We start from the raw sequence: 24,833 nt of genomic DNA, 5'->3' as shown, positions 1-24,833 counted from the left end.
CCAGACCGTGTGATGATCGGGCGCGGTGATGGCGAAGGGCCGGTCGGGCAGGATCGCGTCGAGATCCTGCCGCGTCATCGGCCGGTCAAGCAGCCCGTAGTCGCCGCCCTGCGCCATGAGCAGCGGACGCTCGGGATGGGCCGCGGCAAAGCCCTGCACCGCCCGCGTCAGCGCCTCGACGCCATGGACGCCCGTAAGCTGGAGATGGGCCAGTTCCGCCCCGCCCAGCACCAGATGGAGATGGCTTTCCACGAAGCCCGGCAGGACCGTCCCTCCGCCCGCATCGATCATTTCCGTCTGCGGGCCGGCCAGCCGCTCGATCTCGGCGCGGCGGCCCACGGCCGTGATCCGGCCCTCGGCGATGGCCAGGGCCTCGGCCTCGGGCCGGGCGGGGTCCATGGTCAGGACGGCCCCGTTGGTGACGATGAGGTCGGTCATGCGGCGCCTCCTTCGGCCGAAGGTCCGGCACTGCTTGCGATCACGCAGAGAAGTTCGAACAGGATCGAGACCCCGAGGAAGGCCGTGCCGCCCGGCGGATCGAAGGGCGGAGAGACCTCGACCAGATCCGCGCCCACGATCCGCAAGCCCTGCAGCTGCCGCACCACGCTCAGCGCCTGCCACGAGGTCGGGCCGCCCACTTCGGGCGTGCCGGTGCCGGGCGCATAGGCCGGATCGACGAAATCGATGTCGTAGCTCACATAGGTGTCGTCCTCGCCCACGATGGCGCGGGCCTCGGCCATCACATCCTCGACCCCGCGGGCGTGGACCTCCTCAACCGGAACGATGCGGATCCCCACCGCCGCGGCGAAGTCGCGGTCCTCGCGGTCGTAGGTGCCGCCGCGGATGCCGATCTGGCAGACGCGCCGCGGATCGAGCAGCCCCTCTTCGACCGCGCGGCGGAAGGGCGTGCCGTGGGTATAGCGCATCCCACCGAAATAGCTGTGGAAGAGATCGGTGTGGCTGTCGAACTGGATCATGCCGAGCGGCCGGTCGCGGGCCAGAGCGCGCAGGATCGGCAGCGTGCAGAGATGATCGCCCCCCGCCGTCAGCGGCAGGATGCCTGCGGCGCGGAGGTCGATGAAAAAGGCTTCCATCCGCGCGAGGCTGTCCATCAGGTCGGCGGGATTGGGCGCCACGTCGCCCAGATCGGCGCAGCGCCGCCTCTCGAAGGGACGCACGCCGGTCGCGCCATTCTCGGCACGGATCATGGTCGAGAGGTCGCGCAGCTGGCGCGGCCCGTGCCGGGGCCCCGGCCGGTTCGTCGTGCCCCCGTCCCAGGGGGCGCCCACGAGACCCACCTCCACCTCCTTGAAGCGCGGATGGCCGGGCGGCACGAAGGGCAGGCGCATGAAGCTGGGCAGGCCCGCGAAGCGCGGCAGATCAAAGCCGGAGACCGGCAGCCAGAAGTCGCGATCGGGGCCGTCCGTCATGCGCGCCTCTTCCTTGCAGGAGATCGCAGTCATCTGACCATCCGCCCGCCCATTTGTCCACGATCGGCGGAATTCCCCCCACCCGCTCTTGACCGGACCCCAGCCTTGACCCTTTATCGGGCGAACGTGTGGGCGCGGGCCGCGCACCGTGCCCCCGGCCGCGGGGCCGCGCGAAAGAGGGAATCACGATGCAGAACAGACCCGTCGAGCCTGCGCCGCAGCGCACCGGCTCCAATGCCTCCAAGTCCACCCTGGGCTCGGACCTGAAGATCGTGGGCGACATCACCTCGTCGGGCAGCATTGAGGTGATGGGCGAGGTCGAGGGCACGATCACCGCCCGCGGGCTGATGGTCGGCCCCGAGGGACGCGCGAGCGGCACCTTCAGCGCAGAGAGCGTCGAGGTGCGCGGCCAGCTCGAGGGGCGGCTCTCCTGCGCCTCGCTCGTCGTGCGGTCGGCAGCGCAGCTCACCTCCGATGTCACCTACCGCAGCGTCGTGATCGAGAGCGGCGCCACCATCGACGGCCGCTTCAAGATCACCAGGGACTGAGGCCCTTCAGGCGGCGCGGTCGGGCGGGATCGAATAGGTCAGGCCCGCCCGCGCCACCACCGCCTCCGATCCCGCCGAGCGGATCAGCACGTCCCCCACCGCCAGCACCCGCCCGAGCTTCAGGATCCGTGCCGTCCCGATCAGGTCGCGCGCGGCCTCGGGCTTGCGCAGGAAATCCATCGAGATGTTGGTGGTGACGGCCAGTTTCACCGGCCCGATGCGGGACAGGATCGCCAGATACATCGCCACATCGGCCAGCGCGAACATCGAGGGCCCCGAGACGGTGCCGCCCGGCCGCAGGTGCTGCGGCCCCACCTTGAGCCGCATCGCCAGTTCCTCTCCGGCCGAGAGCACCTCGAAATCGTCCGCGACCTCGGGAAACTCCCGCGCGAGGAACGCGGCCAGATCCGCCGCCTCCAGCTTCAGCCCCATGCTTTCCTCCCTGCTTCCGACCCGCTAGGCTGACCGCAAAGGGGAGGAGTGACAAGATGACCCAGATCCTGCTGCGCGAGGACCGCGGCGCGGTGGCCACGCTGACGCTGAACCGGCCCGAGGCGCTGAATGCGCTGTCGGATGCCATGCTGGCGGCGCTGAAAGAGCAGTTCCGCGCGCTGGCCGAGGACCGGACGATCCGTGTCGTGGTGATCCGCGGCGCGGGCAAGGCCTTCTGCGCGGGCCACGACCTGCGCGAGATGCAGGCCGCGCGCCAGTCCGACGACCGGGGCGCCGCCTATTTCTCGGACCTCTTCGCCCGCTGTGCGGCGGTCATGCAGGCGATTCCCGCTCTGCCCCAGCCGGTGATCGCCGAGGTCCATGGCATCGCCACCGCGGCGGGTTGCCAGCTCGTCGCCTCCTGCGACATGGCGGTGGCGGCCCATGGCACGCGCTTCGGGGTGAACGGGGGGAATATCGGGCTCTTCTGCTCGACGCCGATGGTGGCCCTGACCCGCGCCGTGCCGCGCAAGGTGGCCTTCGAGATGCTCACGACCGGAGAATTCATCGAGGCCGATCGCGCCCGCGAGGTGGGCCTCGTGAACCGCACGGTCCCGCCCGAGGATCTCTCGGCCGAGGTGCAGAAACTGGCGGCAGTCGTTGCGGGCAAGCTCACCGCTGCGGTTCGGACCGGCAAGCGGGCCTTCTACGATCAGGCGGGCATGGGGCTCGGCGCAGCCTACACGCTCACCGGCGCGGTGATGGCGGACAACATGATGTGGCGGGATACGGAAGAGGGCGTGGCGGCCTTCCTCGAGAAACGGGCGCCCGACTGGGCCTGATGCGCTCTCGCTTCGCCTCAGGCGAGTCCGCCTGTGGATCGGGTAGGATCTGGGGCCCTCTTGCGCCATCGGCAGGCGGCAGGAAGGCCGCCCGGCTCAGGCACGCCCTCTGGATCGGAGAGTATGAGAGGTCCGGTCCCGGTTCCTCTTGCGCCAACGGCGGGCGGCGGCAGCAGGAAGACTGTCGGTCTCGGGGCGCGTCCCTCTCCCGTGGATCGGGGAGGAAAAGAGGTCCGGCCCCGGCCTCCCGCATCATCGGGAGGCGTCCGGCTCAGGCCTCCCCCGGGGCAACACCGGCCGGGCAATCGCTCGCCCGGCCCAACAGCATCATTCGGCCACGGCCGCCTCGAGGCCCTGACGGCGCTTGCGGCTCTCTTCGAGCTGCTTCTCGGTCTGGCGGATGTTGACGTAGGCCAGCGCGAGCACGAAGCCGAGGGTGCCGAAGGTCAGAACGGATTCCATGAAGAGGTAGCTCATCGGTCAGGTCCTTTCTGCTTGGGTTGATCGTGCACCGCTTACGCGGGGCCGCGCCCCCCGGATCACGCCGCGGCCGCAAAAATCGCGGCCAGGCGCGGGGGCGGCTTTTGCGTGCGGACAGTTGACATCTGTCAACCGGGCCCGGGCGGGTCAGCCGACCACCACGATCACCAGCAGAAGGAAGAGGAAGAAGCCCACCGGCCCCGCCTGGGCGAAGAGGAGGCTTGTCAGGAACAGCGCGCCGAGCACGGCCACCACCACCGTCGCCTGATCGGCGAGGGAGCGCGCGGCGAGGCGCGCCTCCACCTCCTCGGCCGAGAGGCCGCGACGGAAGCAGGCGACGAGGGCAGCCGCCGTGCGCCGTGCGGCGCGGCCCAGAGCTGCGGTGAAGCCCCCCGCCGCCACGGCCGCCGTCAGAGCCGGTAGATGCCGCGGAACTTCTCTTCGAGATAATCGAGGAGCGGCTCCTCGGTCGGCTCGAAGCCGCAGGCGCGGGTGACGGTCTCGTGCGGCCGGTAGAGCCCGCCGTGCCGCTGCAGGTTCTCGCGCAGCCAGCCGGTCGCGCCCGACGTGTCGCCGCGGGCGAGCTGGTCGTCGAGATCGGGCACAGCCGCGCGGATCGCCTTCATCAGGCAGCCCGCATAGACGTTCCCCAGCGCATAGGTCGGAAAATAGCCGAAGAGCCCAACCGACCAATGCACATCCTGCAGCATCCCGTGCGAGGGCCGGTCCACCGCCACGCCGAAATCCTCGAGGAAGCGGGTGTTCCAGGCTTCTTCCAGATCCTCCGGCTCGAGCGTGCCGCGGATCAGCCCGCGCTCGAGATCGAAGCGCATCATGATGTGCAGGTTGTAATGCACCTCGTCGGCCTCGGTGCGGATATAGCCCGACTGGACACGGTTCGCGGTGGCGTAGAAGGCCTCGGCATCGGCAATGCCGAAATCGCCGAACCGCTCGCTCATGCGGCCGTAGAGCCAGCCGGTGAAGGCCCGCGACCGGCCGAGCTGGTTCTCGTAGATCCGGCTCTGGCTCTCGTGGACACCCATCGAGACGCCAGCGCCGATCGGCGTCAGCGCATAGTCCGGGTCGATCCCGAGCTCGTAGGCCGCGTGGCCGACCTCGTGGATCGTCGAATAGAAGCAGTTGAACGGGTCGGCCTCGACCACGCGGGTGGTGATGCGCACATCGCTGCCCGAGCCGGACGAGAAGGGATGGACCGCCATGTCCATCCGCCCGCGGCTCCAGTCGTAGCCGAAGGTGGCCGCCAGATCGCGCGCCATGCGGACCTGCGCCTCGAGCCCGAAATGCCCCGACAGCGGCTGCGGCTGGACCTCGGCCCCGAGCACCGCCTCGCGCAGCGCGACGAGGCGCGGGCGCATCCGGTCGAAGATGGCCGAGATCGAGGCCGCCGTGGCGGAGGGCTCGTAATCGTCGATGAGCGCATCGTAGCGGTCGCGGCCCCCGGCCAGCGCCGCCGCCTCTTCGCGCTTGAGGCGGACCACCTCGGTGAGGGTCGGCAGGAACATCGAGACATCGTCCGCCGCCCGGGCCTCGGCCCAGATGCCCTGCGCGGCCGAGGTCACGCGGGCGATCTCCTGCGCGAGACGGCCGGGCACCTTGGTCGCCCGCTCGTGGCTGCGGCGGATCAGGCGAAGCTGCGCCTCGTCCTCCTCGTCCTCGGGCTCGGCCAGTTCCAGCCATTCGGCGAGGCGCGGATCGGTGCGCCGGGCATGGAGCACGCCCTCGAGCGCCGCCATCTCCTCGGCCCGCTGCTCGGCGGCGCCGCGCGGCATCACCGTCTCCTGGTCCCAGGAGAGCCGGCCCATGACCTGCGCCAGCGCCTCGGTCTGGCGCTGATAGTCCATCAGTTCGGTGAAGGCGACGTCGGCGCTCATAGCGTTCCTTTCCGGATCGAGCCCACACGGGGATACAGCGCGAGGTGACGGGCATGGAGGATCAGCACCCAGATCACGATCGCCCCGACCTGATGGGCGATGGCGACCTGCCATTCCGCGGCCGAGAGCACCGTGCCCACGCCGAGAAGGATCTGCGCCAGAAGCGCCATGGCGAGAAGGTCGAAGGCGCCGCGGGTCGCCCGGTGCCGCGAGCGGCGGCCGAAGATCCAGAAGATCAGGCCGAGAGCCGCCAGCGCATAGCCGGTCATGCGGTGCAGGAACTGGACGAAGCCCGGGTTCTGCAGGAGACCCAGCCACCAGGCGGGGTTCCTCCAGTCGGTCTCGACGCCCGGCACATAGAACATGTCGGCGGGCAGGAAGGTGCCGTTCATGTCGGGCCAGGTGGGAAAGCCGCGGCCCGCGTCGATGCCCGCGACCAGCGCGCCCAGCACGACCTGAAGGAAGGCCACGCCGATCAGCACGGCGGTCAGGGTGACGAGCCGCCCTTCCTTCTGGCGCCGGGCCTGCAGGAGATCGGATTCGCTGCGCCCGAGGAGGAGCGCCTGCCAGGCGATCAGGCCGAGAATGATGAAGGCGAGGCCCAGATGCGTCGCAAGCCGCGTGCTTTCGACGGTGACCTTGTCGCCCTCGAGGCCCGAGGCCACCATCCACCAGCCGATCCCGCCCTGAAGCCCGCCCAGAGCCCCCAGTGCCAGGAGCCGCGGCCACCAGCCGCGCGGGATCCTGCGCGCCGCGAGAAAGCCCAGGAACCCCACGGCCCAGACGAGGCCGATCACGCGGCCGAGCTGGCGATGGCCCCATTCCCACCAGTAGATGCGCTGGAACTCGGCCAGCGTCATGCCGGCGTTCATCAGCCGGTATTGCGGGCTCTCGCGATATTTGTCGAACTCGGCCGACCACTGGGCCTCGTTCAGGGGCGGCACCGCGCCGGTGACGGGGCGCCATTCGGTGATGGAGAGGCCGGAGTCGGTCAGCCGCGTCAGGCCGCCCACCACGATCATCGCCATCACGAGGAGGAAGAGGGCCATCAGCCACAGCCGGATGCCGCGCCGGGCGCCGCCATGGCCCCGGTCGATGCTGCCGCCCTGCGGGACCGGCGCCTTCGCCCCCTGCCCCACTTCCTCGAAGATGCTGCGCTTTTTCACTGCCATCCGGCTCTCCCGTTCCGCCGGGGAGAGTAGGCCCCCCGCCTGCCCGCTTCAAGGGCTCGCGGGGGGGGGCGCAGGGACGCGGATCTAGCCTTGGGCCGGCCGGTCGTCGAACATGTAGATATCGACGCCGCCGGTGGCGAAGCGGCCCACATCCTCGACGGCCGCCTGCCCCTCGGGGCTCGCAAGCGCCGCCTTCAGAGCGGCCATGTCGTCGAAGCGCAGGATCGCCACCAGCCGGTAGTCGGCGGGCCCGCCGGGCGTGGCCACGGCGCCCTCGCTGATCTCGTAGCTGCGCAGGCCCGGCATCTTCGCGGCAAGCCCGATGTGGGTGTCGGCGTAGTGCCGGTCGAAGGCCGTCCCGTCCTCGGGCGTGCGATACATCACGAGCAGTCTCGCCATTCTCTTCCTCCCTGTTGGCGGCCCACTCTGGCACGTTTCGCCGGAGGGGAGCCTCATCCAAAGGTCGGGAGCGGCCGGGCGCTACTGTCTCAGCTTCCAGGCGATCTGGCGCAGCATCCCGTGCAGGGTCTGGACGTCGGCGCGCGTCAGCGGCAGCCGGGCCCACATGTTGCGCAGGTTGAGCTTCATGCCCGGCGCCTTCTCGGGCGGGAAGAAGAAGCCCGCGGCCTCGAGCTTTTCCTCGAAATGATCGCCGAGCTTCTCGACCTCGAGGCCGCTTGCGAAATCCACCCGCGCCATGTCGATGACCTCGGGCGGGGTCTCGTCATGCTGGCGCCGCCATTCGTAGGCCAGCAGCAGCACGCATTGCGCGAGGTTGAGCGAGAAGAATTCGGGGTTCACCGGCACCGTCACGATGGCGTTGGCCAGCGCCACATCCTCGTTCTCGAGCCCGGTGCGCTCGGGCCCGAAGAGGATGCCCACGCGCCGCCCCTCGCCCGTCAGCGCCCGGCCGTGCGCCATGGCGCGCTCGGGCGTCATCACGGGCTTGGTGAGCTCGCGCCCGCGGGCGGTGGTGGCGAAGACATAGTCGCAGTCGCGGATCGCCTCGGCCACCGTGGGAAAGAGGCCGGCATGATCGAGAAGCCGCCCCGCCCCCGAGGCCATGGCCACCGCCTTCGGGTTGGGCCAGCCGTCGCGCGGATCGACGATGCGCAGGCGGCCCAAGCCGAAGTTCAGCATGGCGCGCGCGGCCGCACCGATGTTCTCGCCCATCTGCGGGCGGACGAGGATGAAGACGGGTTCGATGCTCATGGCGCTCCCTTCGGATCCGGGCGCTTCCTAGGGGAGAAGGGCCCTGCGGCGCAATGCCATTTCCAAGCGCGCGCCCCTCGGCTATAGGCTTCGCGATCCGAAGGAGACCCATCATGGCCGAAGTCGAACGTCCGCAGCTCTATCTGGTCACGCCGCCCGAGATCGATCTAGAGATCTTCCCCGACCGGCTGGCGGCGGTGCTCGACTCGACCGAGGTGGCCTGCCTCAGGCTGGCGCTCGCCGGCAAGGACGAGGACCGGATCGCCCGGACGGGCGATGCGCTGCGCGAGGTGGCCCATGCCCGCGACGTGGCGCTGGTGATCGAGAACCATGTGCTGATGGTCGAGCGGCTGGGACTGGACGGGGTGCATCTGACCGACGGCGCCCGGCTCGTGCGCAAGCTGCGCAAGGATCTGGGGCCGGATGCGATCCTCGGCGCCTTCTGCGGCCGGACCCGGCACGAGGGGATCAACGCGGCCGAGGCGGGCGCGGATTATGTCGCCTTCGGCCCGGTGGGCGCGACCGCGCTCGGCGACGGCAGCCTGGCCGAGGCCGAGCTTTTCGGCTGGTGGTCCGAGATGATCGAGGTGCCGGTCGTGGCCGAGGGGGCGCTTACCCCCGAGAAGGTGGCCGAGCTCGCCCCCCTCACCGACTTCTTCGCCGTGGGCGAGGAGATTTGGCGCGAGGAGGATGCGGCGGCGGCGCTGCGCCGGCTGCTGGCCCCGCTGGGCTGAGGCGCGCCGGCCCCGGCCGGTCAGCCGCCCGTCCGGGCCAGAGGCTCCGGCGGAAAGGCCTCGCGCACCAGCGCCTCGCAGCGGGCGGCGAGGCCCTTGCGGCCGGCGAAGCCGTCGGCGGGCACCGGCGCGTGGAAGGTGATCCGCACCCGACCCTGCCGGGGCGCCGCGAGCAGCTTCACCAGATGGCTGCCGAAATCCATGTCGCCCCACCAGCCGTAGAAGCGCGGATCCTCGCCCTCGGGGGCGCTGTAGATCACCGTCACCGGCTGGATGTGCAGCGCATGTTCGAGACCGTGGGTGAAGAAGGCCGCGAAGAGCGTCGACTTGAAGGGCAGGACGCGCAGCGTGTCGGTGCTGGTCCCCTCGGGGAAGAACAGAAGCCTATGCCCGGCGCGCAGACGCTCTTCGAACAGGCGCTGCTGGACCAGAGCCTCCGAGCCCCTGCGGTTGATGAAGACCGTGCCCGTCGCCCGGGCCAGCCAGCCGATGCCGGGCCAGCCCGCCACTTCGGATTTCGAGACGAAATAGCCCCGCTGCACCGCGTTCAGCGTGAAGATGTCGAGCCAGGAGCCGTGGTTGGCCACCACCGCGCCCGGCACCTCCATCGGGCGGCCTTCCGTCACCACCCGCAGCCCGAGGATCGCGAGCGCCCCGCGGCAGACGCCCTGCGTGATGAAGGGCGTCACGGGGCGCGCGAGGCCGCAGAGCGGCCGCTCGATCTGGCGCAGGATCAGCAGGAGGAGCAGGCCGCCATAGACGAGAAGCGCCATGGCGATGCCCTTCACCGCCGCCCGCGCCCAGCCGGCCGCGCCGATGGCCCGCAGCGCGGGCCGGTCCGACCGCCAGTCGCTCATTCCGCGGAGACCGTGCGCCGGGCGTAGAAGTCGCGGTGCCGGGCCGACATCCGCGCGGTATCCATGAGGAGGCACACGTCGGTCGTGTTGAAGGCCCGGTCGATCCAGGCCCCCTCGCCCACCACGCCGCCCAGCCGCAGATAGGCCTTGATGAGCGGCGGCATGGCGAGCATCGCCGCGCGCCGGTCGATCCGCTCGGGCGGGATCAGATCCATCCGCTGGCCGCTGTCGGAGCGCGCGCGCACCCGCAGCTCCTCGGGGGCGAGATGGAAGGCGTGGAGACAGGACAGGGGCTGGGCCAGCGCCTCGATATCGGTGCCGTGAAAGCTCGCCACGCCGAAGAGAAGCTCGGTCCGCTGCGCCAGCGCGTAATCCGCAAGCCCGCTCCAGAGCAGGAAGACCGCCGCGCCGCCGCGATAGTCGGGATGCACGCAGGAGCGCCCGAGCTCCAGCACCCGCCGTCCGCTGGCGCGCAGCGGATCGAGATCATATTCGCTGTCGCAGTAGAAGCGCCCCGCCCGCGCGGCGCGCTCGCCCGGCAGAAGCCGGTAGACCCCCACCACATCCTCGAGCGCCCCGGCATCCCGCCGCCGGTCGATCAGCAGCAGATGGTCGCACAGATCGTCGAACTCATCCCGCTCGAGCCGCCGGGCGTGGTCGACGAGATCGCCGTCGCCGCCGAGCTCCTCGACGAAGACCGCATAGCGCAGCCGCTGGGCCGCCAGCAGATCGCGCTCGGATGCGGCGAGCCTCAGTTCCAGATGCGGGTCGTCGGCGATCATTCCCGGACCTTGCCTCCCTCACCGGACGGTCAGGGCTTCATAGGAAATGCCCCCGCCGGATGCAACTGCCGCCCGGGGCGTGCCTCCGCCCGGCCCGCGCGCCGCGAGGCCCTGCGCGGATATGCCCTCAATTCATGGTTGAATTATGCAATCTCCCGTCGCTAGATCTGTCTTACAGATCAAGCACAAGTTGAAGCTCGACCCGACCGCCATCGATCAAGACCTTGCCAGCGTGTTCGAAGTTCACCGTGATCCGGCCTTTGACGTTGGATTGCACCTGACCCATCCCCCAGTCCGGTTGCCCCGGATGCCGGACCAGCATTCCCGGTTCGAGCAGCGTGTTCATGTCCGTTCCTTCCGCCTTTCGTGGAGCCCGCCCATGACCGAAAAAACCGATCTGACCGCTCTTCTGGGTTCGCGCATCTGTCACGATCTTATCAGCCCGATCGGCGCCATCGGCAATGGCGTCGAGCTTCTGCTGATGGACGGGGCGATCCGCGGGCCGGAGATGGCGCTGATCCTGGAAAGCGTGACCCATGCCAATGCGCGCATCCGCTTCTTCCGCGTGGCCTTCGGCGCGACCACGCTCGATCAGCGGATCGGCCGGCCCGAGATCCTGTCGATCGTGAGCGACCTCACGCGCGGGGGGCGGCTGCAGATCGACTGGGAGGGACCGACCGACCTGCCCCGGCGCGAGGTGAAGCTCGCGTTCCTGCTGTTGCTGTGCCTCGAGACGGCCATGGCCTATGGCGGGCGCATCCGTGTCGAGCGCAACGATGCGCGCTGGCTGCTGGTGGGACAGGCCAACAAGATGAAGATCGAGCCCGACCTGTGGGAGATGCTGTCGAACCCGATGGCGCAGGTCGAGATCTCGGCGGCCCGCGTGCAGTTCGCGCTGGTCCCCGACGAGATGTCCCGTCAGGGCCGACGCCTCACGTCCGAGATCCGCGAGTCCGAGATCAGGCTCTCGTTCTGAGCCTCAGGCCCGGATCGTGCCGTCTCCCGTCACGAGATATTTGAAGCTCGTGAGCTGCTCGGCGCCCACGGGGCCGCGGGCATGCATCTTGCCGGTGGCGATGCCGATCTCGGCGCCCATGCCGAACTCGCCGCCATCGGCGAACTGGGTCGAGGCGTTGCGCATCAGGATCGCGCTGTCGAGCCGGCGGAAGAATCGCTCGGCCGTGGCGTCGTTCTCGGTCAGGATCGATTCGGTATGGCTCGAGCCGTAGCGGCGGATATGGGCGATGGCCCCGTCCACCCCGTCCACCACCCTGGCGGCGATGATCATGTCCAGGAACTCGCGCCCGAAATCGTCGGGTTGCGCGGGCACCGTGCCCGGCACTTGGGCCAGCTCGCCCTCGGCGCGGACCTCGACGCCCGCCTTCAGCAGATCCTCGATCAGCACCGGCCCGTGCTTGGCGAGGAAGGCCCGGTCGATCAGCAGGCATTCCGCCGAGCCGCAGATGCCCGTGCGGCGGGTCTTGGCGTTCAGCACCACCCGACGCGCCTTCTCGAGATCGGCGTCGCCGTCGGCATAGACATGGCAGATGCCCTCGAGATGGGCGAAGACCGGCACCCGCGCCTCGGCCTGCACGAGGCCCACGAGCCCCTTGCCACCGCGCGGCACGATCACGTCGATATGCTCGACCATGCGCAGCATCTCGGCCACCGCGGCGCGGTCGCGCGTGGGCACGCGCTGGATCGCATCCACCGGCAGGCCCGCCTGCCGCAGCCCGTCCTGCAACGCCGCATGGATCGCGCCCGAGGAATGGAAGCTCTCGGAGCCGCCGCGCAGGATGACCGCATTGCCCGACTTGAGGCAGAGCGCGCCCGCATCCGCCGTCACGTTGGGCCGGCTCTCGTAGATCACGCCCACCACTCCGAGCGGAGTGCGGACCCGGCGGATGTGCAGGCCGGTCGGCCGGTCCCATTCGGCGATCACCTGCCCCACGGGATCCGGCTGGCCCGCGACCGCCCGCAGCCCGTCGACGATGCCGTCGATCCGCGCGCGGTCGAGCTTCAGCCGGTCCATCATGGCGGGGGTCAGGCCCTTCTCGGCGCCGAAGGCCAGATCGCGGCCGTTCGCCTCGAGGATCTCGTCGGCGCGGGCGAGCATCGCCTCGGCCGCGGCCGTCAGGGCCTCTTCCTTGCGCGACGGTTCGGCAAAGGCGAGCTCCGCCGCAGCAGTGCGCGCGCGGGCACCGATCTCGCGCATGAGCATCGTCACATCCGTTCCGTCCATGTCCCTGTCCTCTCCTTCAGGCCGTGGCCCGCCCGGACGGGGCGGCGGCCTCAGATCACCATATCGTCGCGATGGATGAGCGCGGCCCGGCCGCTGTAGCCGAGGATGGCCACGATCTCGGCCGAGCGGTGGCCCGCGATCTGCACCGCCTCGACCGCCGTGTAGCGGGTGAGCCCGCGCCCCAGCACCTCGCCCATGGGCCCCGCGATCTCGACCGGATCGCCGCGCCCGAAATTGCCCTCGACCGCCACCACGCCCGCGGGCAGCAGCGACTTGCCCGCCTGCAGCGCCTGCACCGCGCCCGCATCCACCCGGATCGTGCCGCGCGGCTTCATCGCATTGATCCAGCGCTTGCGCGCCGCCTGCGGGTCGCCCTGCGCCACGAACCAGGTGCGGGCGGCGCCCTGTTCCAGCGCCTTGAGCGGCCGCATGGCCGAGCCTTCGGTGATCGCCATGGCGCAGCCGCCGGCGACGGCGGTCTTGGCCGCCATGATCTTGGTCTTCATGCCGCCCTTGGACAGGCCCGAGACCGGATCGCCCGCCATCGCCTCAAGCGCGGGCGTGATCGTCTCGACCAGATCGAACCGCTGGGCGGTCGGATCTTCCTTGGGGTTCGCCGAATAGAAGCCGTCCACATCCGACAGGAGCACGAGCTGGTCCGCCCCCACCGTGACGGCGATCTGCGCGGCCAGCCGGTCGTTGTCGCCGAAGCGGATCTCGTCGGTGGCGACCGTGTCGTTCTCGTTCACGATGGGCACGGTGCCGAGCCCGAGCAGCGTCTCCATCGTGGCGCGGGAGTTGAGGTAGCGCCGCCGATCCTCGGTATCCTCGAGCGTGACCAGCACCTGAGCGGTGGTGATGCCGTGCGGGGCCAGCACCTCCTCATAGGCGCGGGCGAGCCGGATCTGGCCCACCGCCGCCGCCGCCTGGCTCTGTTCGAGGGCGAGCGGCCCCGGCGGCAGATGCAGCACCCGCCGCCCCAGCGCGATCGAGCCCGAGGAGACGAGGATCACCTGCGTGCCCCGCGTCCGCGCCTCGGCCACGTCGAGCGCCAGCGCCGAGAGCCACTGGCGACGCAGGCCCTCGCCATCCACGAGGAGCGCCGAGCCGATCTTCACGACCAGACGCTTGGCGCTGCGGATATCGGGCGCCTGAAGCGGCATCAGGGTTGCCACGGCGCGTGCTCCTCCACCTTGTCGCCGCGCGCCCCGTCGATCTCGGCCCAGAGCGCGCGCAGCACTTCCATGAGGCCGGTGCCCGCCACGCCCGAGATGGTGAAGACCTTGCCCCCCGTCGCCTTCTCGAGCGCGCGGCGGCGGTCGGAGATCTGCTTGGGGTCCATCGCGTCGATCTTGTTCATCGCCGTGATGCGCGGCTTCAGCGCGAGGTCGCCGCCATAGGCCTCGAGCTCGCCGATGATGGTGCGATAGTCCTTGACGATGGTCGAGGAGGCGCCGTCCACCAGATGCAGAAGCACCGAGCAGCGTTCGACATGGGCGAGGAACTGGTCGCCGAGGCCGCGGCCCTCGGAGGCGCCCTCGATCAGGCCCGGAATGTCGGCGATCACGAATTCCTTGCCGTCCACCCCCACGACGCCGAGGTTCGGCACCAGCGTGGTGAAGGGATAATCCGCGATCTTCGGCCGGGCGTTCGAGGTGGCCGAAAGGAAGGTCGACTTGCCGGCGTTGGGCAGGCCCAGCAGGCCCGCGTCGGCGATGAGCTTCAGCCGCAGCCAGATCGTGCGGTCGATGCCGGGCTGGCCCGGGTTGGCGCGGGCCGGCGCGCGGTTGGTCGAGCTCTTGAAGCGGAGGTTGCCCCAGCCGCCGTTGCCGCCCTGCGCGAGGAGCACTCGCTGGCCCACTTCGGTCAGGTCGGCGATCACCGTCTCTTCGTCCTCGTCGATGATCTCGGTGCCGACCGGCACCTTGAGCACGATATCGTCGCCGGACTTGCCGGTGCGCTGGCTGCCCATGCCGGGCTGCCCCGACTTGGCGAAGAAATGCTGCTGGTAACGGAAGTCGATCAGCGTGTTCAGCCCGTCCACGGCCTCGGCCCAGACCGATCCGCCGTTGCCGCCGTCGCCCCCGTCGGGGCCGCCGAATTCGATGAACTTCTCGCGCCGGAAGCTGACGCAGCCGCCCCCGCCCCCGCCCGAGCGGATGTAGACTTTGCAGAGGTCGAGGAACTTCATGAGCGGGACTTTCCGATTGGTCGCTTCTGGCGATAGAGAGAAACGGGCCGAGGCTCAAGCCTCCGCCCGTCGTTTGGCGCCTGCGACCGTGGGGTCAGAGCCGGCGCAGATAGGTCCAGGTCGGCACGCGGGCGTTGCGCGCCACCGAGAAGGCCTCGGCGTCCCCGATATATTCGAAGCCGCAGTTGGTGAGCACCCGCGCCGATTGCGGATTGTCCTGGAAGACCTCGGCGAAGATGGTGCGCGAGCCCTGCGGATTGGCCTCGATCAGCGCCCGCACCGCCTCGGAGGCGAAGCCCGCGTTCCAGAAGGCCGGGGCCACCCAATAGGCGATCTCGGACTGGTCGCGGTCCATGCGCTTCAGCGAGATCACGCCCAGCACCTCGGACAGGCCCGAGGCGGAGCCGTCCATCACCCACACATCCTCGGAGGGGGCTTCGGCCGTCGAGCGGTTGACGAAGGCCTCGGCCGCGCCCGGAGGCAGCGGATGCGGGATGCCGCGCGTGCCTTCGGCCACGCGCCGGTCGCCCGCATACATGGCAAAGAGCCCGGCATCGGACTTGCGCACCGGGCGCAGCACGAGACGGCCGCCGGCCGGATGGGCCTCCGTCGCCGGAAGCGTGGTCGAGATCATGTCAAGCGTCACGGGCTTCCTCCTCTGAAGCACTGGCACCTGGGACGGGGGCGGGTCTGCCCCCGGCACGGGTTCCGCCCCGCCGGCACCGGCCGGAAAAGCGGAAGGGGGACCGGCCTTTTCGCCGATCCCCCCCTTACAGACGAACTGTGAAGGTTCGGCTTACTCCGCAGCCTCCGCAGTCGGGAGCACGGAAATGAAGGTACGGCCCTTGAGACCCTTCCTGAATTCCACGCGGCCTTCCACGGTGGCGAAGATGGTGTGGTCACGGCCCATGCCGACGCCGGCGCCCGGGAACCAGGTGGTGCCGCGCTGACGCACGATGATGTTGCCCGGGATGGCTTCCTGGCCACCGTAGAGCTTCACGCCGAGACGACGGCCAGCCGAGTCGCGGCCGTTGCGGGACGAACCGCCTGCCTTCTTGTGTGCCATGGGGTGTTACTCCTTCGCGCTGGCGTTGTGGGCGGCGCGGCGCGCATCGGCGGTGCCGGTCGCGGCGGCCACGCCCGAGGCATCGGCGCCCGAGGCGAGCACGTCGGTCACGCGCAGCAGGGTGAGCTGCTGGCGGTGGCCCTTGGTGCGCTGCGACGAATGTTTCCGGCGGCGCTTGACGTAGTGGATCGTCTTCTCGCCCTTGATCTGGGCGATGACTTCCGCCTGAACCGCGGCACCGGCCACGAAGGGCGCGCCGACGGTGACGGACTCGCCGCCGACCATCAGGATGTCGTTGAACTGGATCTTGTCGCCGGCTTCGCACGCCAGCTTCTCGACGCGCAGCACGTCGCCCGCCTGGACTTTGTACTGCTTGCCGCCTGTCTTGAGGACCGCGAACATGGTCTTTCCTTCATTGCTCCGCGTCCTGCGGCCCCGGTGCGACCCGGCGTTGGATGCCTTCGGACAGCGCACCCCGAGAGGTGTCATGGTGATGATTCCGAAGGCCGTCCCAAGGGGCAGATCGCCAACGGATGCAGAGCCCTGCCGAAAGGATCCGGCCGGGATGCGCGCTTATGCGAGAAAGGCCTCCACGAGTCAAGCCGTTCCGGCTGGCTCATGCTGCAAGATCTCGCCATCCCCTGCCCCGGCATCCGCTCCGCGCGCGCCCCTCACAGCCGGAGCTTCAGATATCTTCGCCCTGCATCTGCCGGGCCGCGGCGCGGCCCAGATCGCGCGAGATGGCCGAAAAGACCGCATCGAAGGCCCGGAACGTGGCGGCATTCAGCTTCCTGCCCGCCGGCGTCTTCGAGAAGGCGATATATTCCTTCAGCTCCGCATCCGACAGCGACCCGTAGGCCAGGGCCAGATAGGGGAAGAGCCAGGCCTCCGTCTCGCGGCGCACGTCGGCCTCCTGCGACCAGACGTCCGCCAGCATGTCCTCTTCGCTCATCGGCTGCTCGAAGGCCGCCCCGTCCGCCATGCCGCGATAGAAGGCGAGATTCGAATTGAGCGCCCCCACCACATTCAGCTCGATCAGATCGTTCGCCTCGGCGAACTCGCGCAGGAGCTCGAGCCGCGGGTCGTTGCGCGCACTCATCTCCTCGACGGCCACCTTCGCCGCCTCTTCCGCCGCCTCGTCGAGCAGGGCGCGCCGCGCCTCGATCTCGAGCTGAAGGATGCGCTGGCCTGTGTCGCTGCCGAAGAAGTCGAACATCTGCCCGATCGCCTGGGGATCCTGCGAGACCTCGGCCTCGAACGCCGCATCGAACCGCTTGCGCATGCTTTCGGTGTCGTAGATCAGCCCGACCACCGCGCGCCAGCGGGATCCGCCGCGCTCCGGAAAGAGCTCCGCCTCGAGGCTCGACCCGTATTCGAGCCCCTCTTCGCGCATGACCGCAATCACGTCGCCGATGCGCAGCGCCTCCTCGAGGGCGGCCACCTGCACGCCGGGGGCCATGGCCTGCCCTTCGTGCGGCAGGGGAACGGAAGGCTCCGGCGCCGTCTGCGCCGCAACGGACAGCGGGGCTGCGACCGTCCCGAGAAGGAGCACCAGTCGGATCAGGGTCGATGGCAGGGCCATGGGAATGCCTTCGGGAGAGGGTTTGGCACAGAGCTAGTGGCTTGTCCGGCGCTTGCCAAGGGACGAGCCGAAGTCCCGCTGCGCCGCGGCATGATCCCGCCGTCGTTTTGTCCCTTGCAAGCGTCCGCGAGCTTCGCTAAATGCCCGTCCCACGACGACCCCTGACGCGGAGAGGTGGCAGAGTGGTCGAATGCGGCGGTCTCGAAAACCGTTGTCGGTGTGAGCCGACCCAGGGTTCGAATCCCTGTCTCTCCGCCACTTGCCTCAGAGAAAGCGTCCTCCCTGTCCGGCTGCGGCCGGATTTTTCCTTTGTTTTCAAGGGTTACGCGAGTCTTGAGGTCCGGAGAATATCAGCCCTCAGAGGCCGCTTTCGGGCCTCCTGGCGCCGACGAATGCTCAGCCCCTCCAAGGGCTCACGCAGTTGCTGCCCGGTGCCCCACATCTCATCGAAGTGGCCTTGTGTGTTCATCCGGCGCCTCTCCTTGGTACCCGCATAGCAGATAACAGGGGGAAATGGGCCAGACTGCACGCGCATGTCGGCGGTGCGTGGCCCCGACGCGCAATTGCCGAAAAAGAGGCGCCGCGCCGAAAACCCGGTCAGGCGCTAAGTTCCGCGCGGCTCTGCGCCCGGAGCACACGGATGTTGCCCCGGGCGGCGATGGCGCGAGACAATCGCGCGGTCGCCGGAGTTCGCAGCCGCAGCCGACCGGGGCTGGGATTTGTCGCGGCCTGCGGCGCCTAATGCGGCGCCGGAAAGCGGACCCAGCCGGTGAAGGAATAGCGGTCGAGCTCGGGATAACCCGCCCAGACATCGCGGCCCAGCGCGTCGGCGATGACCCGTGCATTGCGGAAGGCGCCAAAGCAGGACATGAGCTTGATCGGCCCCTCCCGCTCGCGCCAGCCCTCGTCCACGAGATACCGGGCAAAGTTGCGGCCCGAGATCGGGCGCACGAAATCGGGGACTCCGTCGCCACTCACATCGACGCTGGCGAAGATCGTGTTGCCCGCGCCATGCCCGGCGATGGTGTCCACCGATTCCTCGCGCCCCGGCGCCATCAGCGGGCGGCCCTCGCCGTCGCCCTCGCCGAAATCCAGCCGCATCGCGTATTTGTATCCGCCCGGGCGCCTCAGGAATCCGTTGGCGCTGGTTTCGGCCTCGGGCTGCGGCGCCATCACCAGAAGGCGCTCGTTCTCGCCCACCGCGCCGCGCGTGTCGGCCGCCGGGGTGATGAGGTGCAGTTCGTCCTCGCCGATGGGCACCGGAATGATCTTGGCGTTTATCTTGCCCAGATAGGCGCCCGACATCAGGATCCCGCCACCCGCGCCGGCGCCGAAGCCCACCGCCATGCTGACGATGTTCCCGGTCGAGAAGAACGGCTGCTGATAGGCGACCGAGGTGACCCCGGCCGAGGCCGCGGCCCCGGTCAGCCCGCCGATGGCGCCCGAGGTGATGAGGCCGACGCGGGTGATCGCCGCCTGCGACCACTCCGCGTTCAGCGCCCCGCGCATCGCGACCCGGCCCGCAGCGCCCCCAAGGCCCGCGCCGAGCGCGCCCCCCACCGCGCCGCTCAGCAGGTCGATGCCGACCCGCGCGCCGGTGATCTTCTGGCCCGAGATCGCGGCACTGGTCAGATCCCCCGCGACCGAGCCCACGGCACCCGCCAGCGCGCCCGCGCCGATGCTGGCGGCCACGCATTCGGTGCCGAAGACCGCCGCCGCGGCTGCGCCCGCGACCCCGCCGGTCAGCACGGTTGCGCCGATGCCGACAATGACCCCGGCGATCAGCCCCACGATCTCTTCCCAGCTCTGGCCCAGCGGGTCGGAGTTCGCGATCGGGTTGCCCATGGCATAGGCATACCGGTTCATGGTGATGCGCGGATCGAGCGACAAGAAGCGCATGGTTTCCGGGTTGTACCAGCGCGCCCTGAGATAGGTCAGGTTGCTGACCGGGTCGGTGAACTGCGAATTCCAGTTGAAGCTGTTGGCGCGGTCGAGCGCGGATTGCGGTGTGACCGTGCCATAGGCGGAGATGGCCAGAGCGTTGCTGCCGGCCGAGGTGCGGTGCACATAGACCGATTTCGACGCCGCCGCATAGGCGGTGACCGATCCGGCGCTGACCCGCGCGACGGGCATCTGTCCCGCCCACATGAGCCCGTGCCATTCCGGCGTGCCCGACTGGGCATTCGCCGCCACGCTGACCATGGTCCCGGCCAGCGGATAGAACCTGTCCTCGGTGCTGCCGTCGATCACCGAGGCCAGCGCGCCCTGCGGACCATAGCTGTTGGACATCGCGGGCCCCGAGGCCATGCCCACATTGATCAGCCGGTCGAGCGGGTCGAAGCCATAGGTCGATCCGTCCACGTCCCTGACCATGCGGCCGTTGGCGTCATAGGCGGCAGCGCCCGAGGTGATCTGGTTCAGAGCGTTGTAGGCAAAGCTTTCCTGCTGGCCGTTCCGGGTGCGGGTCAGCACGTTGGCGGCGCCATCGTAGGCATAGCTTACCTGGGTCGGCGATCCGCCGCCGGACGGGGTCAGCGTGATCCCCACCAGCTGTCTCAGGCCGTCATAGCTCATCGTCTTCGCGACGTTCACCGAAGGATCGGCGTTCACAGCCGAAGCGAGCGTCAGCGACACCAGGTTCCGCCAGCCGTCGCGGGTGGCGGCGGCGCTCAGGACGCCGATGCCCGCGCCGTCGGTGACAGCGACGCTGTCGTTTGCCCCGTATCCGTCATAGCCGAACTGCGTGGTCTGCGCCGTCGCGCCGCCCAGCACCTGTTTCAGCAACACGCCGTTGGCGTGGTTGGCCGTGCCCCAGCTGTTGCTCAGCGTGACCCCGCCCATGGTCTGCGCGGTGATCTGGTTCAGGTTGTTGTACGAATAGCTTGCCGCGGTGCCATCGGGCAGGATCATCGACACCACCCGGCTGGTGGCGTCCTTGGTCAGCGACAGCGTCTTGCCGTCGGGATAGGTCACGGACGAGGCCGTGCCGTCCAGAGAGTAGGCATAGCGCAAGGTGCCGCTCGGATCGGTGACCTGCTCGATCCTGCCATTCGAAAGATAGGCGAAGGTGCGCGTCTGCCCGTTCGTGGTCTCGCTCAGCACCTGGCCTGCGGCGTCGTAGGCATAGGTCGTCTGGGTGCCGTCATAGCGGGTGCGGCTTTGCAGGGCGCTGTCGGTCGTGTAGCTCAGCCGTTCGATCTGCCCGGTCTGGTTCCGGATCTCGATCAGGTTGCCGACCGGATCATAGGTCAGCGTCTCGCTGACAACGGGGGGCTGCGCCACGCCGTTATAGCTGACGTTGCGGGTGACCAGGACCGGATTGCCGTTCAGGTCGCGCTGCGTGGTGGTGCAGCGCGTCGCCTGCAACGCGGCGGTCGCGGGGGTGCCGGTGAACTCCACAACTTCGGGATTGCCGTCCGGCGTATAGGTGAAGGTCTTGACCGAATTCTGCACAACGTTGCCGCCGAAGATGCTGAAGTGCGTTTCGGTCACCACTTGGCCAAAGCCGTCATAGGCCGAGGTCACGCGCTGCACCTGGCCCGCCTGGGGGGAGCCGCTGTCGGCATGGGTGTCGGTCTGGATCGTGTTGCCCAGCCCGTCACGGGTGATGACCGTGCGAAGATCGCCGTTCATCGAGGTGCTGACCGTTCGGGCCGCGTCATCGAAGACGGTCGTGCTCTGATTGCCCAGCGCATCGGCCAGGGCGATCTGACGTCCCAGCGCGTCATAGCTGATCGTCAGGGTCTGGTCGGTGGCGTCGGTCTCGCTCGCCTTCAGATCCAGCGCATTGAAACTCACGCGGCGCAGGGTACGCGACAGGCTGGGCGTCGATTGGGTTGGATCGCCATTGTCCATCATCAGGACGGCGCGCCCCTTTGCATCATAGGTCGTGCAGAGGACATAGCCGTTGGACTGGGTCACGGTGCTCGTGTTGGTGCCGCCGCCACCGTTTCCGGCCAGAGTATAGGCATGGGTCGTGACATCGCCCAGCGGGTCGGTTTCCTGCATCAGGCGCGCCAGCGGGTCATAGGCATAGCTGCGCCGCGCGCCGCCGGGTTTGGTCTGGCTCAGGCAGGGTCCGCCCGGCAGGCGCATGTCGAAGACCGCGACCCGGGTGTGGCCGTTGGCGTCAGTCGTGTCGACGGTCAGCTGATGCGACGCGGCATCGTAGCTGTAGGAGGTCTGTTCGCCGACCGAAGCGACCGCCCCCTCGGGACCGCTGTAGCCCTGGGCCCAGGTCAGGGTCCAGCCGGTCTGGCAGCCCCGGGGATCGAACTGGAAGGTCTTGGTCTTGTAGGGGGCGAAACTGCCCGCGCCCGCCGCCTGGGTAGAGACGGTGGTGGCGGCGATGGATTTCTGGTCGGCCGTCAGCACATAGTCGATCCGCGTCGTCTGGCCGGTGACCGCATCGAGGTAGTCGGTCCGCTGCGGCATCTCGCCTCCCCACGCGACCTGGAGAAAGCTGTGCGTCCGCTGGCCGGTCAGCCGGGGGCTGCCGCTGCTCAGGTCGTACTGGCTGCTCGACGTGATCTTTCCATAAAGATCGTAGGCGACATCTGCCTGCGAATTGTCGGACCATGTGCCGCCCGCCGCGTCATAGACGCTGTGCACCGTCGTCACCGGTTTGTTCATGTTCACGCTTCGCGCGTGGGCGTCGGTGACGATGTCGTAGGTATAGGAGGTGCGGTGCGCCTCTTGCGCATGGCCGTTTGCGTCCACCAGATAGGCATGCTCGGTCAGCGGGCAGTGCAGGTAGTTGAAGAACACCCGGTTGGCGGCAATGAGCGCGCCTCCCGGGTCGCGGCGCTGTTCCAGCACGTCGTACTGGTAGGCCGTGTTGTTGCTGTCCATGAGCCCGTCCGAGGCCGTTCCCATCCGGTACCCCGCGGTTGCCCCGGTATAGGTATTGCCGCCCGATGCGGTGCCATAGCTGTAGTCGCTCCGGTCCAGGAACGCGCCGCCCGGTCCGGTCCGGGTTATCGACTGCACGGCCGGGCGGGTGCCGGAATTCCCTCGGGCGTCGATGTAGCGGAGGCCGGTGTAGGCCAGCGTCGTTGTCATCCCGGTAGGATAGGAGATCGCGCCGACGACCGTCGTGCCCGAGGCCGAGGCATAGCTGAAGGCGGTGACCGCGCCGATCTGGTTGGTGACATGCTGGACACCCTGGCTCGAAAACGCCACGGTCACGCTCGATCCGTCGGGCAGGGTCAGCAATATCGTGCCGCCGGAATAGCCGAACGTGACAACCTGGCCGAAACTGTCGGTGATGCTGGCCAGGCTGTTCTGGAACACGTCGCCCAAGGGGTTGGTATAGGCATAGCGCAGCATGTTGCCGTAAAGGTCGGCATGCGCGATCAGCTTGCCCGTGGCGTCGAAATAGCTGATCGATCCGTCGTCGTAGCGCAGCATGAACCCGTATGTCCCGCCGCCGCCTGGAACGGGCTGCGGCGGGATGACGGTCTGGAACCGGCGCCCATGGTCGTTCAGATAGCGCAGGCCGGACTGATAGCCCGAACTGTCGGTCCAGGTGGGGTCAATGACAAAGGTCTTGCCCTCGACCGTCAGCGATTGCCCGGCGGCGACGAAGGGCAGCCCCCAGCCCCAGCCCTGCGGCAGACCCAGCTGGCCCGACGCCCCCGCACAATAGCCCAGCGTCAGCGACAGGCCGATGGCGTCGGTGATCCCGCGCAACTGCACCAGCGGCAGCGACACCACCAGCGACCCGGTATTCCTGTTGATGTATTCGTTGCTTTGCAGCGACTGGTTATAGGCCTGCGAGCCCTGATATTGCGACGACGTCATGACATGCTCCCTGGGTCCGGTTTCACGCCCTGGGGCGCCCGGCTAAAAAAAACGGGGCCGCGGCCCAGAGACAGGCCGCAGCGATTGTCAGAATGTCGGTGGGATGCGCGCGATCAGTTGTGCGCGCCGGGCTCGAAAATCATGTAGAGCGGGCCTTGGGTGCCGGAATCCCATGTCAACTTGGTCGAGTTGCACAGGTGCGCGGTCGAGCAGATGTAGGTGTCGGGCGAGGCGTTGTCGATCTCGATATGGTTCGAGCTGAAGATCGGATGCGACATGTGCGCCTGTACCGAGCCGGAATAGCCGCCCGCCGAGGACGAATAGCTCAGGATCCAGGTCGAGGTATCGGTGGCGCAGGTATCGCCGCCCGTCGACGAGCCTTTTTCCTCGACATAGCCTACGGAAACGCAGGAAACGCCTGCCTGACTGGCCACGACCGAAGCATCCTGGCCGATGTCGTTCATGCAATGATCCGCGCTACCACCCGCGGTGAAGCTGAAGGTAATGGGCTGCGCGGGCGGGACCGCGAGATAGACGCAGGCGTTCATACTCGCGCCGGCCCCCGCAAGGGCGGCGGTCCCGGTCATGACCATCGATGCGCAACCGGCGGCAAGAAATAGCACTCTCATGGGACTCTCCACTGACTGGACGCCGGCCCGAAATCGGTCCGGCGACACAACCACAAGTTGCATTCCGCCTCGATTCGCACAACAATTATCCGTGAAGCGCGATGGCTCTGTTGCGCAATTCGGATGAGAGGCGTGCTTTCCCTTCCCCCGATAGATCTATCGTGCGGCCTCTGTGATGGGCGTGCCGGGTGCGGTGAAGCCGTTAGGGACGGCAACCCTGACCTGGAACTCGGCGACCTGACGGTCGAACTCGCGCGCGGAGAGACGCTGACCCGCGAGCTTGACCCTGTGCATCCTGGTCTCGGCGCGGCTTCTGCGGTGATACCCACTGGTGGTGAGCTCGGCCGCGCGGATTTCCGGCGATTTCTCGTCGATCCCGATATGAATCTTGCACCACCCGCCGCTTCGTGCCGCCATGCTTGCGGGCGTTCCATTCCCCTTCCCCCTCGACCTTGATCCCGGTGCTGTCGACCGGCAGGTGAAGCGGGCCGTCCGAGCCGCGGTAGGGGGTGTTCTCCTTCAGCGTTCGATGGGCTTACGCGGCGCCACTGGCGCCACGGTCCCATCTCACTCTGGCGACGCGACAGCGTGCTGAAGTCGGGCACCGCCCAGTCCGGGCCGATCAGCCGCAGCAGGCTCTCGACAAACCCTGTGGTCTGGCGGAGGGCCATACCGAAGAGGCCTTGATGGTCAGGCAGGCTTGGACGGCTGCGTCACCATGGACGGGCTGCCGCCCGCGCCTGCCTGTCGGTGTAGCTCCCCACGTCATCGCGGGATCGAACCAGATCGTCAGCGAACCGCGACGCTTGAGCGCCTCGTTGTACGCAGGCCAGTTCCTTGTCTTGCAGGTCGGAGCTGTAGGTCTGCTCATGTGCCCCGGATCCCACGCTGGAGTCTCGAGATGAACCCCTCACGGGATTTGTGCAACAGAGCCGGGGGC

General features: G+C 68.7%; 25 protein-coding genes, 1 tRNA gene and 1 pseudogene (1 of these 27 only partly in view). 5 read left to right on the top strand and 22 right to left on the bottom strand.

All coding sequences use genetic code 11. The features are described from left to right. Both A9O63_RS15155 and A9O63_RS15150 read right to left on the bottom strand, forming a co-directional pair. On the bottom strand, window positions 1–438 hold the 5' portion of the coding sequence (locus A9O63_RS15155; RefSeq protein WP_069332693.1) for an amidohydrolase. 1,215 nt of this gene lie to the left of the window's left edge; only the first 438 of its 1,653 coding nucleotides appear in the window; its start codon is at window positions 436–438; its stop codon lies beyond the left edge, outside the window. Further along, window positions 435–1,463, bottom strand: coding sequence for an agmatinase (locus A9O63_RS15150; protein ID WP_412841984.1), 1,029 nt, complete (start codon window positions 1,461–1,463; stop codon window positions 435–437). The genes A9O63_RS15155 and A9O63_RS15150 overlap by 4 nt, the downstream gene beginning before the upstream one ends. 155 nt (window positions 1,464–1,618) lie before the next feature. Here A9O63_RS15150 and A9O63_RS15145 point away from each other — a divergent pair, with 155 nt between their 5' ends. Continuing rightward, complete coding sequence (locus A9O63_RS15145) at window positions 1,619–1,978, top strand: bactofilin family protein (protein WP_069332692.1); 360 nt, start codon at window positions 1,619–1,621, stop codon at window positions 1,976–1,978. 6 nt (window positions 1,979–1,984) lie between these two features. On the opposite strand, the gene A9O63_RS15140 is transcribed toward A9O63_RS15145, so the two are convergent. Next, window positions 1,985–2,410: a PaaI family thioesterase gene (locus tag A9O63_RS15140; protein WP_069332691.1), complete on the bottom strand. Its 426-nt coding sequence runs from the start codon at window positions 2,408–2,410 to the stop codon at window positions 1,985–1,987. Window positions 2,411–2,466: 56 nt separating this feature from the next. Here A9O63_RS15140 and A9O63_RS15135 point away from each other — a divergent pair, with 56 nt between their 5' ends. Next, window positions 2,467–3,252, top strand: coding sequence for an enoyl-CoA hydratase (locus A9O63_RS15135; RefSeq protein WP_069332690.1), 786 nt, complete (start codon window positions 2,467–2,469; stop codon window positions 3,250–3,252). A 327-nt stretch (window positions 3,253–3,579) separates the two neighbouring features. On the opposite strand, the gene A9O63_RS22310 is transcribed toward A9O63_RS15135, so the two are convergent. From A9O63_RS22310 to A9O63_RS15110, 6 genes are all read right to left on the bottom strand, one after another. Continuing rightward, the gene (locus A9O63_RS22310; protein ID WP_002723414.1) at window positions 3,580–3,729 is read right to left on the bottom strand and encodes a hypothetical protein; all 150 of its coding nucleotides are present in this window, start codon (window positions 3,727–3,729) and stop codon (window positions 3,580–3,582) included. A gap of 150 nt (window positions 3,730–3,879) precedes the next feature. After that, a complete protein-coding gene (locus tag A9O63_RS15130) occupies window positions 3,880–4,134 on the bottom strand; it encodes a hypothetical protein (RefSeq protein WP_069332689.1) in 255 nt (84 codons plus the stop codon). A gap of 8 nt (window positions 4,135–4,142) precedes the next feature. Beyond that, on the bottom strand, window positions 4,143–5,624 hold the full coding sequence (locus A9O63_RS15125) for a carboxypeptidase M32 (protein ID WP_069332688.1): 1,482 nt from the start codon (window positions 5,622–5,624) through the stop codon (window positions 4,143–4,145). Next, window positions 5,621–6,796 carry a heme A synthase gene (gene ctaA, locus A9O63_RS15120; RefSeq protein ID WP_069332687.1) on the bottom strand — a complete coding sequence of 392 codons (1,176 nt, stop codon included), beginning with the start codon at window positions 6,794–6,796 and terminating at the stop codon, window positions 5,621–5,623. Before ctaA ends, A9O63_RS15125 begins: the two co-directional genes overlap by 4 nt. An 84-nt stretch (window positions 6,797–6,880) precedes the next feature. Further along, the gene (locus tag A9O63_RS15115; protein WP_069332686.1) at window positions 6,881–7,195 is read right to left on the bottom strand and encodes an EthD family reductase; all 315 of its coding nucleotides are present in this window, start codon (window positions 7,193–7,195) and stop codon (window positions 6,881–6,883) included. 81 nt (window positions 7,196–7,276) lie between these two features. After that, a complete protein-coding gene (locus A9O63_RS15110) occupies window positions 7,277–8,008 on the bottom strand; it encodes an RNA methyltransferase (RefSeq protein ID WP_069332685.1) in 732 nt (243 codons plus the stop codon). 113 nt (window positions 8,009–8,121) lie between these two features. Between A9O63_RS15110 and A9O63_RS15105 the strand changes: the two genes are divergently transcribed. After that, window positions 8,122–8,742, top strand: coding sequence for a thiamine phosphate synthase (locus tag A9O63_RS15105; RefSeq protein WP_069332684.1), 621 nt, complete (start codon window positions 8,122–8,124; stop codon window positions 8,740–8,742). Between the two features lie 20 nt (window positions 8,743–8,762). Here the strand turns inward: A9O63_RS15105 and olsA are convergent, their stop codons facing one another. The 3 genes from olsA to A9O63_RS15090 form a co-directional block, all read right to left on the bottom strand. Then, complete coding sequence (olsA, locus tag A9O63_RS15100; protein WP_069332683.1) at window positions 8,763–9,599, bottom strand: lyso-ornithine lipid O-acyltransferase; 837 nt, start codon at window positions 9,597–9,599, stop codon at window positions 8,763–8,765. After that, complete coding sequence (gene olsB, locus A9O63_RS15095; protein WP_069332682.1) at window positions 9,596–10,381, bottom strand: L-ornithine N(alpha)-acyltransferase; 786 nt, start codon at window positions 10,379–10,381, stop codon at window positions 9,596–9,598. The genes olsA and olsB overlap by 4 nt, the downstream gene beginning before the upstream one ends. Window positions 10,382–10,553: 172 nt before the next feature. Beyond that, complete coding sequence (locus tag A9O63_RS15090) at window positions 10,554–10,727, bottom strand: DUF3553 domain-containing protein (RefSeq protein ID WP_069332681.1); 174 nt, start codon at window positions 10,725–10,727, stop codon at window positions 10,554–10,556. Between the two features lie 33 nt (window positions 10,728–10,760). On the opposite strand from A9O63_RS15090, the gene A9O63_RS15085 reads away from it, so the two are divergent. Continuing rightward, window positions 10,761–11,357 (top strand): histidine phosphotransferase family protein, encoded by a 597-nt coding sequence (locus A9O63_RS15085; RefSeq protein WP_069332680.1) that lies wholly within the window; start codon window positions 10,761–10,763, stop codon window positions 11,355–11,357. A gap of 3 nt (window positions 11,358–11,360) precedes the next feature. Here the strand turns inward: A9O63_RS15085 and A9O63_RS15080 are convergent, their stop codons facing one another. The 7 genes from A9O63_RS15080 to A9O63_RS15050 form a co-directional block, all read right to left on the bottom strand. After that, on the bottom strand, window positions 11,361–12,623 hold the full coding sequence (locus tag A9O63_RS15080; RefSeq protein ID WP_069332679.1) for a glutamate-5-semialdehyde dehydrogenase: 1,263 nt from the start codon (window positions 12,621–12,623) through the stop codon (window positions 11,361–11,363). Window positions 12,624–12,673: 50 nt separating this feature from the next. Then, on the bottom strand, window positions 12,674–13,786 hold the full coding sequence (gene proB, locus A9O63_RS15075) for a glutamate 5-kinase (RefSeq protein WP_069332678.1): 1,113 nt from the start codon (window positions 13,784–13,786) through the stop codon (window positions 12,674–12,676). Then, the gene (obgE, locus tag A9O63_RS15070) at window positions 13,786–14,814 is read right to left on the bottom strand and encodes a GTPase ObgE (protein ID WP_069332677.1); all 1,029 of its coding nucleotides are present in this window, start codon (window positions 14,812–14,814) and stop codon (window positions 13,786–13,788) included. The genes proB and obgE overlap by 1 nt, the downstream gene beginning before the upstream one ends. Before the next feature lie 94 nt (window positions 14,815–14,908). Further along, window positions 14,909–15,460: a GNAT family N-acetyltransferase gene (locus A9O63_RS15065; RefSeq protein ID WP_009566778.1), complete on the bottom strand. Its 552-nt coding sequence runs from the start codon at window positions 15,458–15,460 to the stop codon at window positions 14,909–14,911. Between the two features lie 150 nt (window positions 15,461–15,610). After that, on the bottom strand, window positions 15,611–15,880 hold the full coding sequence (gene rpmA / locus A9O63_RS15060) for a 50S ribosomal protein L27 (RefSeq protein WP_009566779.1): 270 nt from the start codon (window positions 15,878–15,880) through the stop codon (window positions 15,611–15,613). A gap of 6 nt (window positions 15,881–15,886) precedes the next feature. Further along, a complete protein-coding gene (rplU, locus tag A9O63_RS15055; RefSeq protein ID WP_069332676.1) occupies window positions 15,887–16,282 on the bottom strand; it encodes a 50S ribosomal protein L21 in 396 nt (131 codons plus the stop codon). Between the two features lie 283 nt (window positions 16,283–16,565). Next, window positions 16,566–17,462: a DUF2059 domain-containing protein gene (locus A9O63_RS15050; RefSeq protein ID WP_069332675.1), complete on the bottom strand. Its 897-nt coding sequence runs from the start codon at window positions 17,460–17,462 to the stop codon at window positions 16,566–16,568. 168 nt (window positions 17,463–17,630) lie between these two features. Between A9O63_RS15050 and A9O63_RS15045 the strand changes: the two genes are divergently transcribed. Continuing rightward, window positions 17,631–17,720, top strand: a tRNA-Ser gene (locus A9O63_RS15045). A 480-nt stretch (window positions 17,721–18,200) separates the two neighbouring features. Here A9O63_RS15045 and A9O63_RS15040 read toward each other — a convergent pair. The 3 genes and pseudogenes from A9O63_RS15040 to A9O63_RS22305 form a co-directional block, all read right to left on the bottom strand. Further along, complete coding sequence (locus tag A9O63_RS15040; RefSeq protein WP_069332674.1) at window positions 18,201–23,264, bottom strand: RHS repeat domain-containing protein; 5,064 nt, start codon at window positions 23,262–23,264, stop codon at window positions 18,201–18,203. Window positions 23,265–23,377: 113 nt separating this feature from the next. After that, window positions 23,378–23,893, bottom strand: coding sequence for a hypothetical protein (locus A9O63_RS15035; protein WP_084295959.1), 516 nt, complete (start codon window positions 23,891–23,893; stop codon window positions 23,378–23,380). A 156-nt stretch (window positions 23,894–24,049) separates the two neighbouring features. Then, window positions 24,050–24,764 (bottom strand): annotated as a pseudogene (locus A9O63_RS22305) (IS5 family transposase). Window positions 24,765–24,833 lie beyond the last annotated feature (69 nt).

Source organism: Cereibacter johrii (genome assembly GCF_001720585.1).
Classification (GTDB): Bacteria; Pseudomonadota; Alphaproteobacteria; order Rhodobacterales; family Rhodobacteraceae; genus Cereibacter_A; species Cereibacter_A johrii.
This window is presented reverse-complemented; position numbering and strand designations above follow the sequence as displayed.

What these genes read in the sequence shown, in the direction of transcription:
- A9O63_RS15150 (WP_412841984.1), bottom strand. Translation starts at nt 1,463, where the DNA reads ATGACTGCGATCTCCTGCAAGGAAGAGGCGCGCATGACGGACGGCCCC.
- A9O63_RS15145 (WP_069332692.1), top strand. Translation starts at nt 1,619, where the DNA reads ATGCAGAACAGACCCGTCGAGCCTGCGCCGCAGCGCACCGGCTCCAAT.
- A9O63_RS15140 (WP_069332691.1), bottom strand. Translation starts at nt 2,410, where the DNA reads ATGGGGCTGAAGCTGGAGGCGGCGGATCTGGCCGCGTTCCTCGCGCGG.
- A9O63_RS15135 (WP_069332690.1), top strand. Translation starts at nt 2,467, where the DNA reads ATGACCCAGATCCTGCTGCGCGAGGACCGCGGCGCGGTGGCCACGCTG.
- A9O63_RS22310 (WP_002723414.1), bottom strand. Translation starts at nt 3,729, where the DNA reads ATGAGCTACCTCTTCATGGAATCCGTTCTGACCTTCGGCACCCTCGGC.
- A9O63_RS15125 (WP_069332688.1), bottom strand. Translation starts at nt 5,624, where the DNA reads ATGAGCGCCGACGTCGCCTTCACCGAACTGATGGACTATCAGCGCCAG.
- ctaA (WP_069332687.1), bottom strand. Translation starts at nt 6,796, where the DNA reads ATGGCAGTGAAAAAGCGCAGCATCTTCGAGGAAGTGGGGCAGGGGGCG.
- A9O63_RS15115 (WP_069332686.1), bottom strand. Translation starts at nt 7,195, where the DNA reads ATGGCGAGACTGCTCGTGATGTATCGCACGCCCGAGGACGGGACGGCC.
- A9O63_RS15110 (WP_069332685.1), bottom strand. Translation starts at nt 8,008, where the DNA reads ATGAGCATCGAACCCGTCTTCATCCTCGTCCGCCCGCAGATGGGCGAG.
- A9O63_RS15105 (WP_069332684.1), top strand. Translation starts at nt 8,122, where the DNA reads ATGGCCGAAGTCGAACGTCCGCAGCTCTATCTGGTCACGCCGCCCGAG.
- olsA (WP_069332683.1), bottom strand. Translation starts at nt 9,599, where the DNA reads ATGAGCGACTGGCGGTCGGACCGGCCCGCGCTGCGGGCCATCGGCGCG.
- olsB (WP_069332682.1), bottom strand. Translation starts at nt 10,381, where the DNA reads ATGATCGCCGACGACCCGCATCTGGAACTGAGGCTCGCCGCATCCGAG.
- A9O63_RS15090 (WP_069332681.1), bottom strand. Translation starts at nt 10,727, where the DNA reads ATGAACACGCTGCTCGAACCGGGAATGCTGGTCCGGCATCCGGGGCAA.
- A9O63_RS15085 (WP_069332680.1), top strand. Translation starts at nt 10,761, where the DNA reads ATGACCGAAAAAACCGATCTGACCGCTCTTCTGGGTTCGCGCATCTGT.
- A9O63_RS15080 (WP_069332679.1), bottom strand. Translation starts at nt 12,623, where the DNA reads ATGGACGGAACGGATGTGACGATGCTCATGCGCGAGATCGGTGCCCGC.
- proB (WP_069332678.1), bottom strand. Translation starts at nt 13,786, where the DNA reads ATGCCGCTTCAGGCGCCCGATATCCGCAGCGCCAAGCGTCTGGTCGTG.
- obgE (WP_069332677.1), bottom strand. Translation starts at nt 14,814, where the DNA reads ATGAAGTTCCTCGACCTCTGCAAAGTCTACATCCGCTCGGGCGGGGGC.
- rpmA (WP_009566779.1), bottom strand. Translation starts at nt 15,880, where the DNA reads ATGGCACACAAGAAGGCAGGCGGTTCGTCCCGCAACGGCCGCGACTCG.
- rplU (WP_069332676.1), bottom strand. Translation starts at nt 16,282, where the DNA reads ATGTTCGCGGTCCTCAAGACAGGCGGCAAGCAGTACAAAGTCCAGGCG.
- A9O63_RS15050 (WP_069332675.1), bottom strand. Translation starts at nt 17,462, where the DNA reads ATGGCCCTGCCATCGACCCTGATCCGACTGGTGCTCCTTCTCGGGACG.
- A9O63_RS15040 (WP_069332674.1), bottom strand. Translation starts at nt 23,264, where the DNA reads ATGACGTCGTCGCAATATCAGGGCTCGCAGGCCTATAACCAGTCGCTG.
- A9O63_RS15035 (WP_084295959.1), bottom strand. Translation starts at nt 23,893, where the DNA reads ATGAGAGTGCTATTTCTTGCCGCCGGTTGCGCATCGATGGTCATGACC.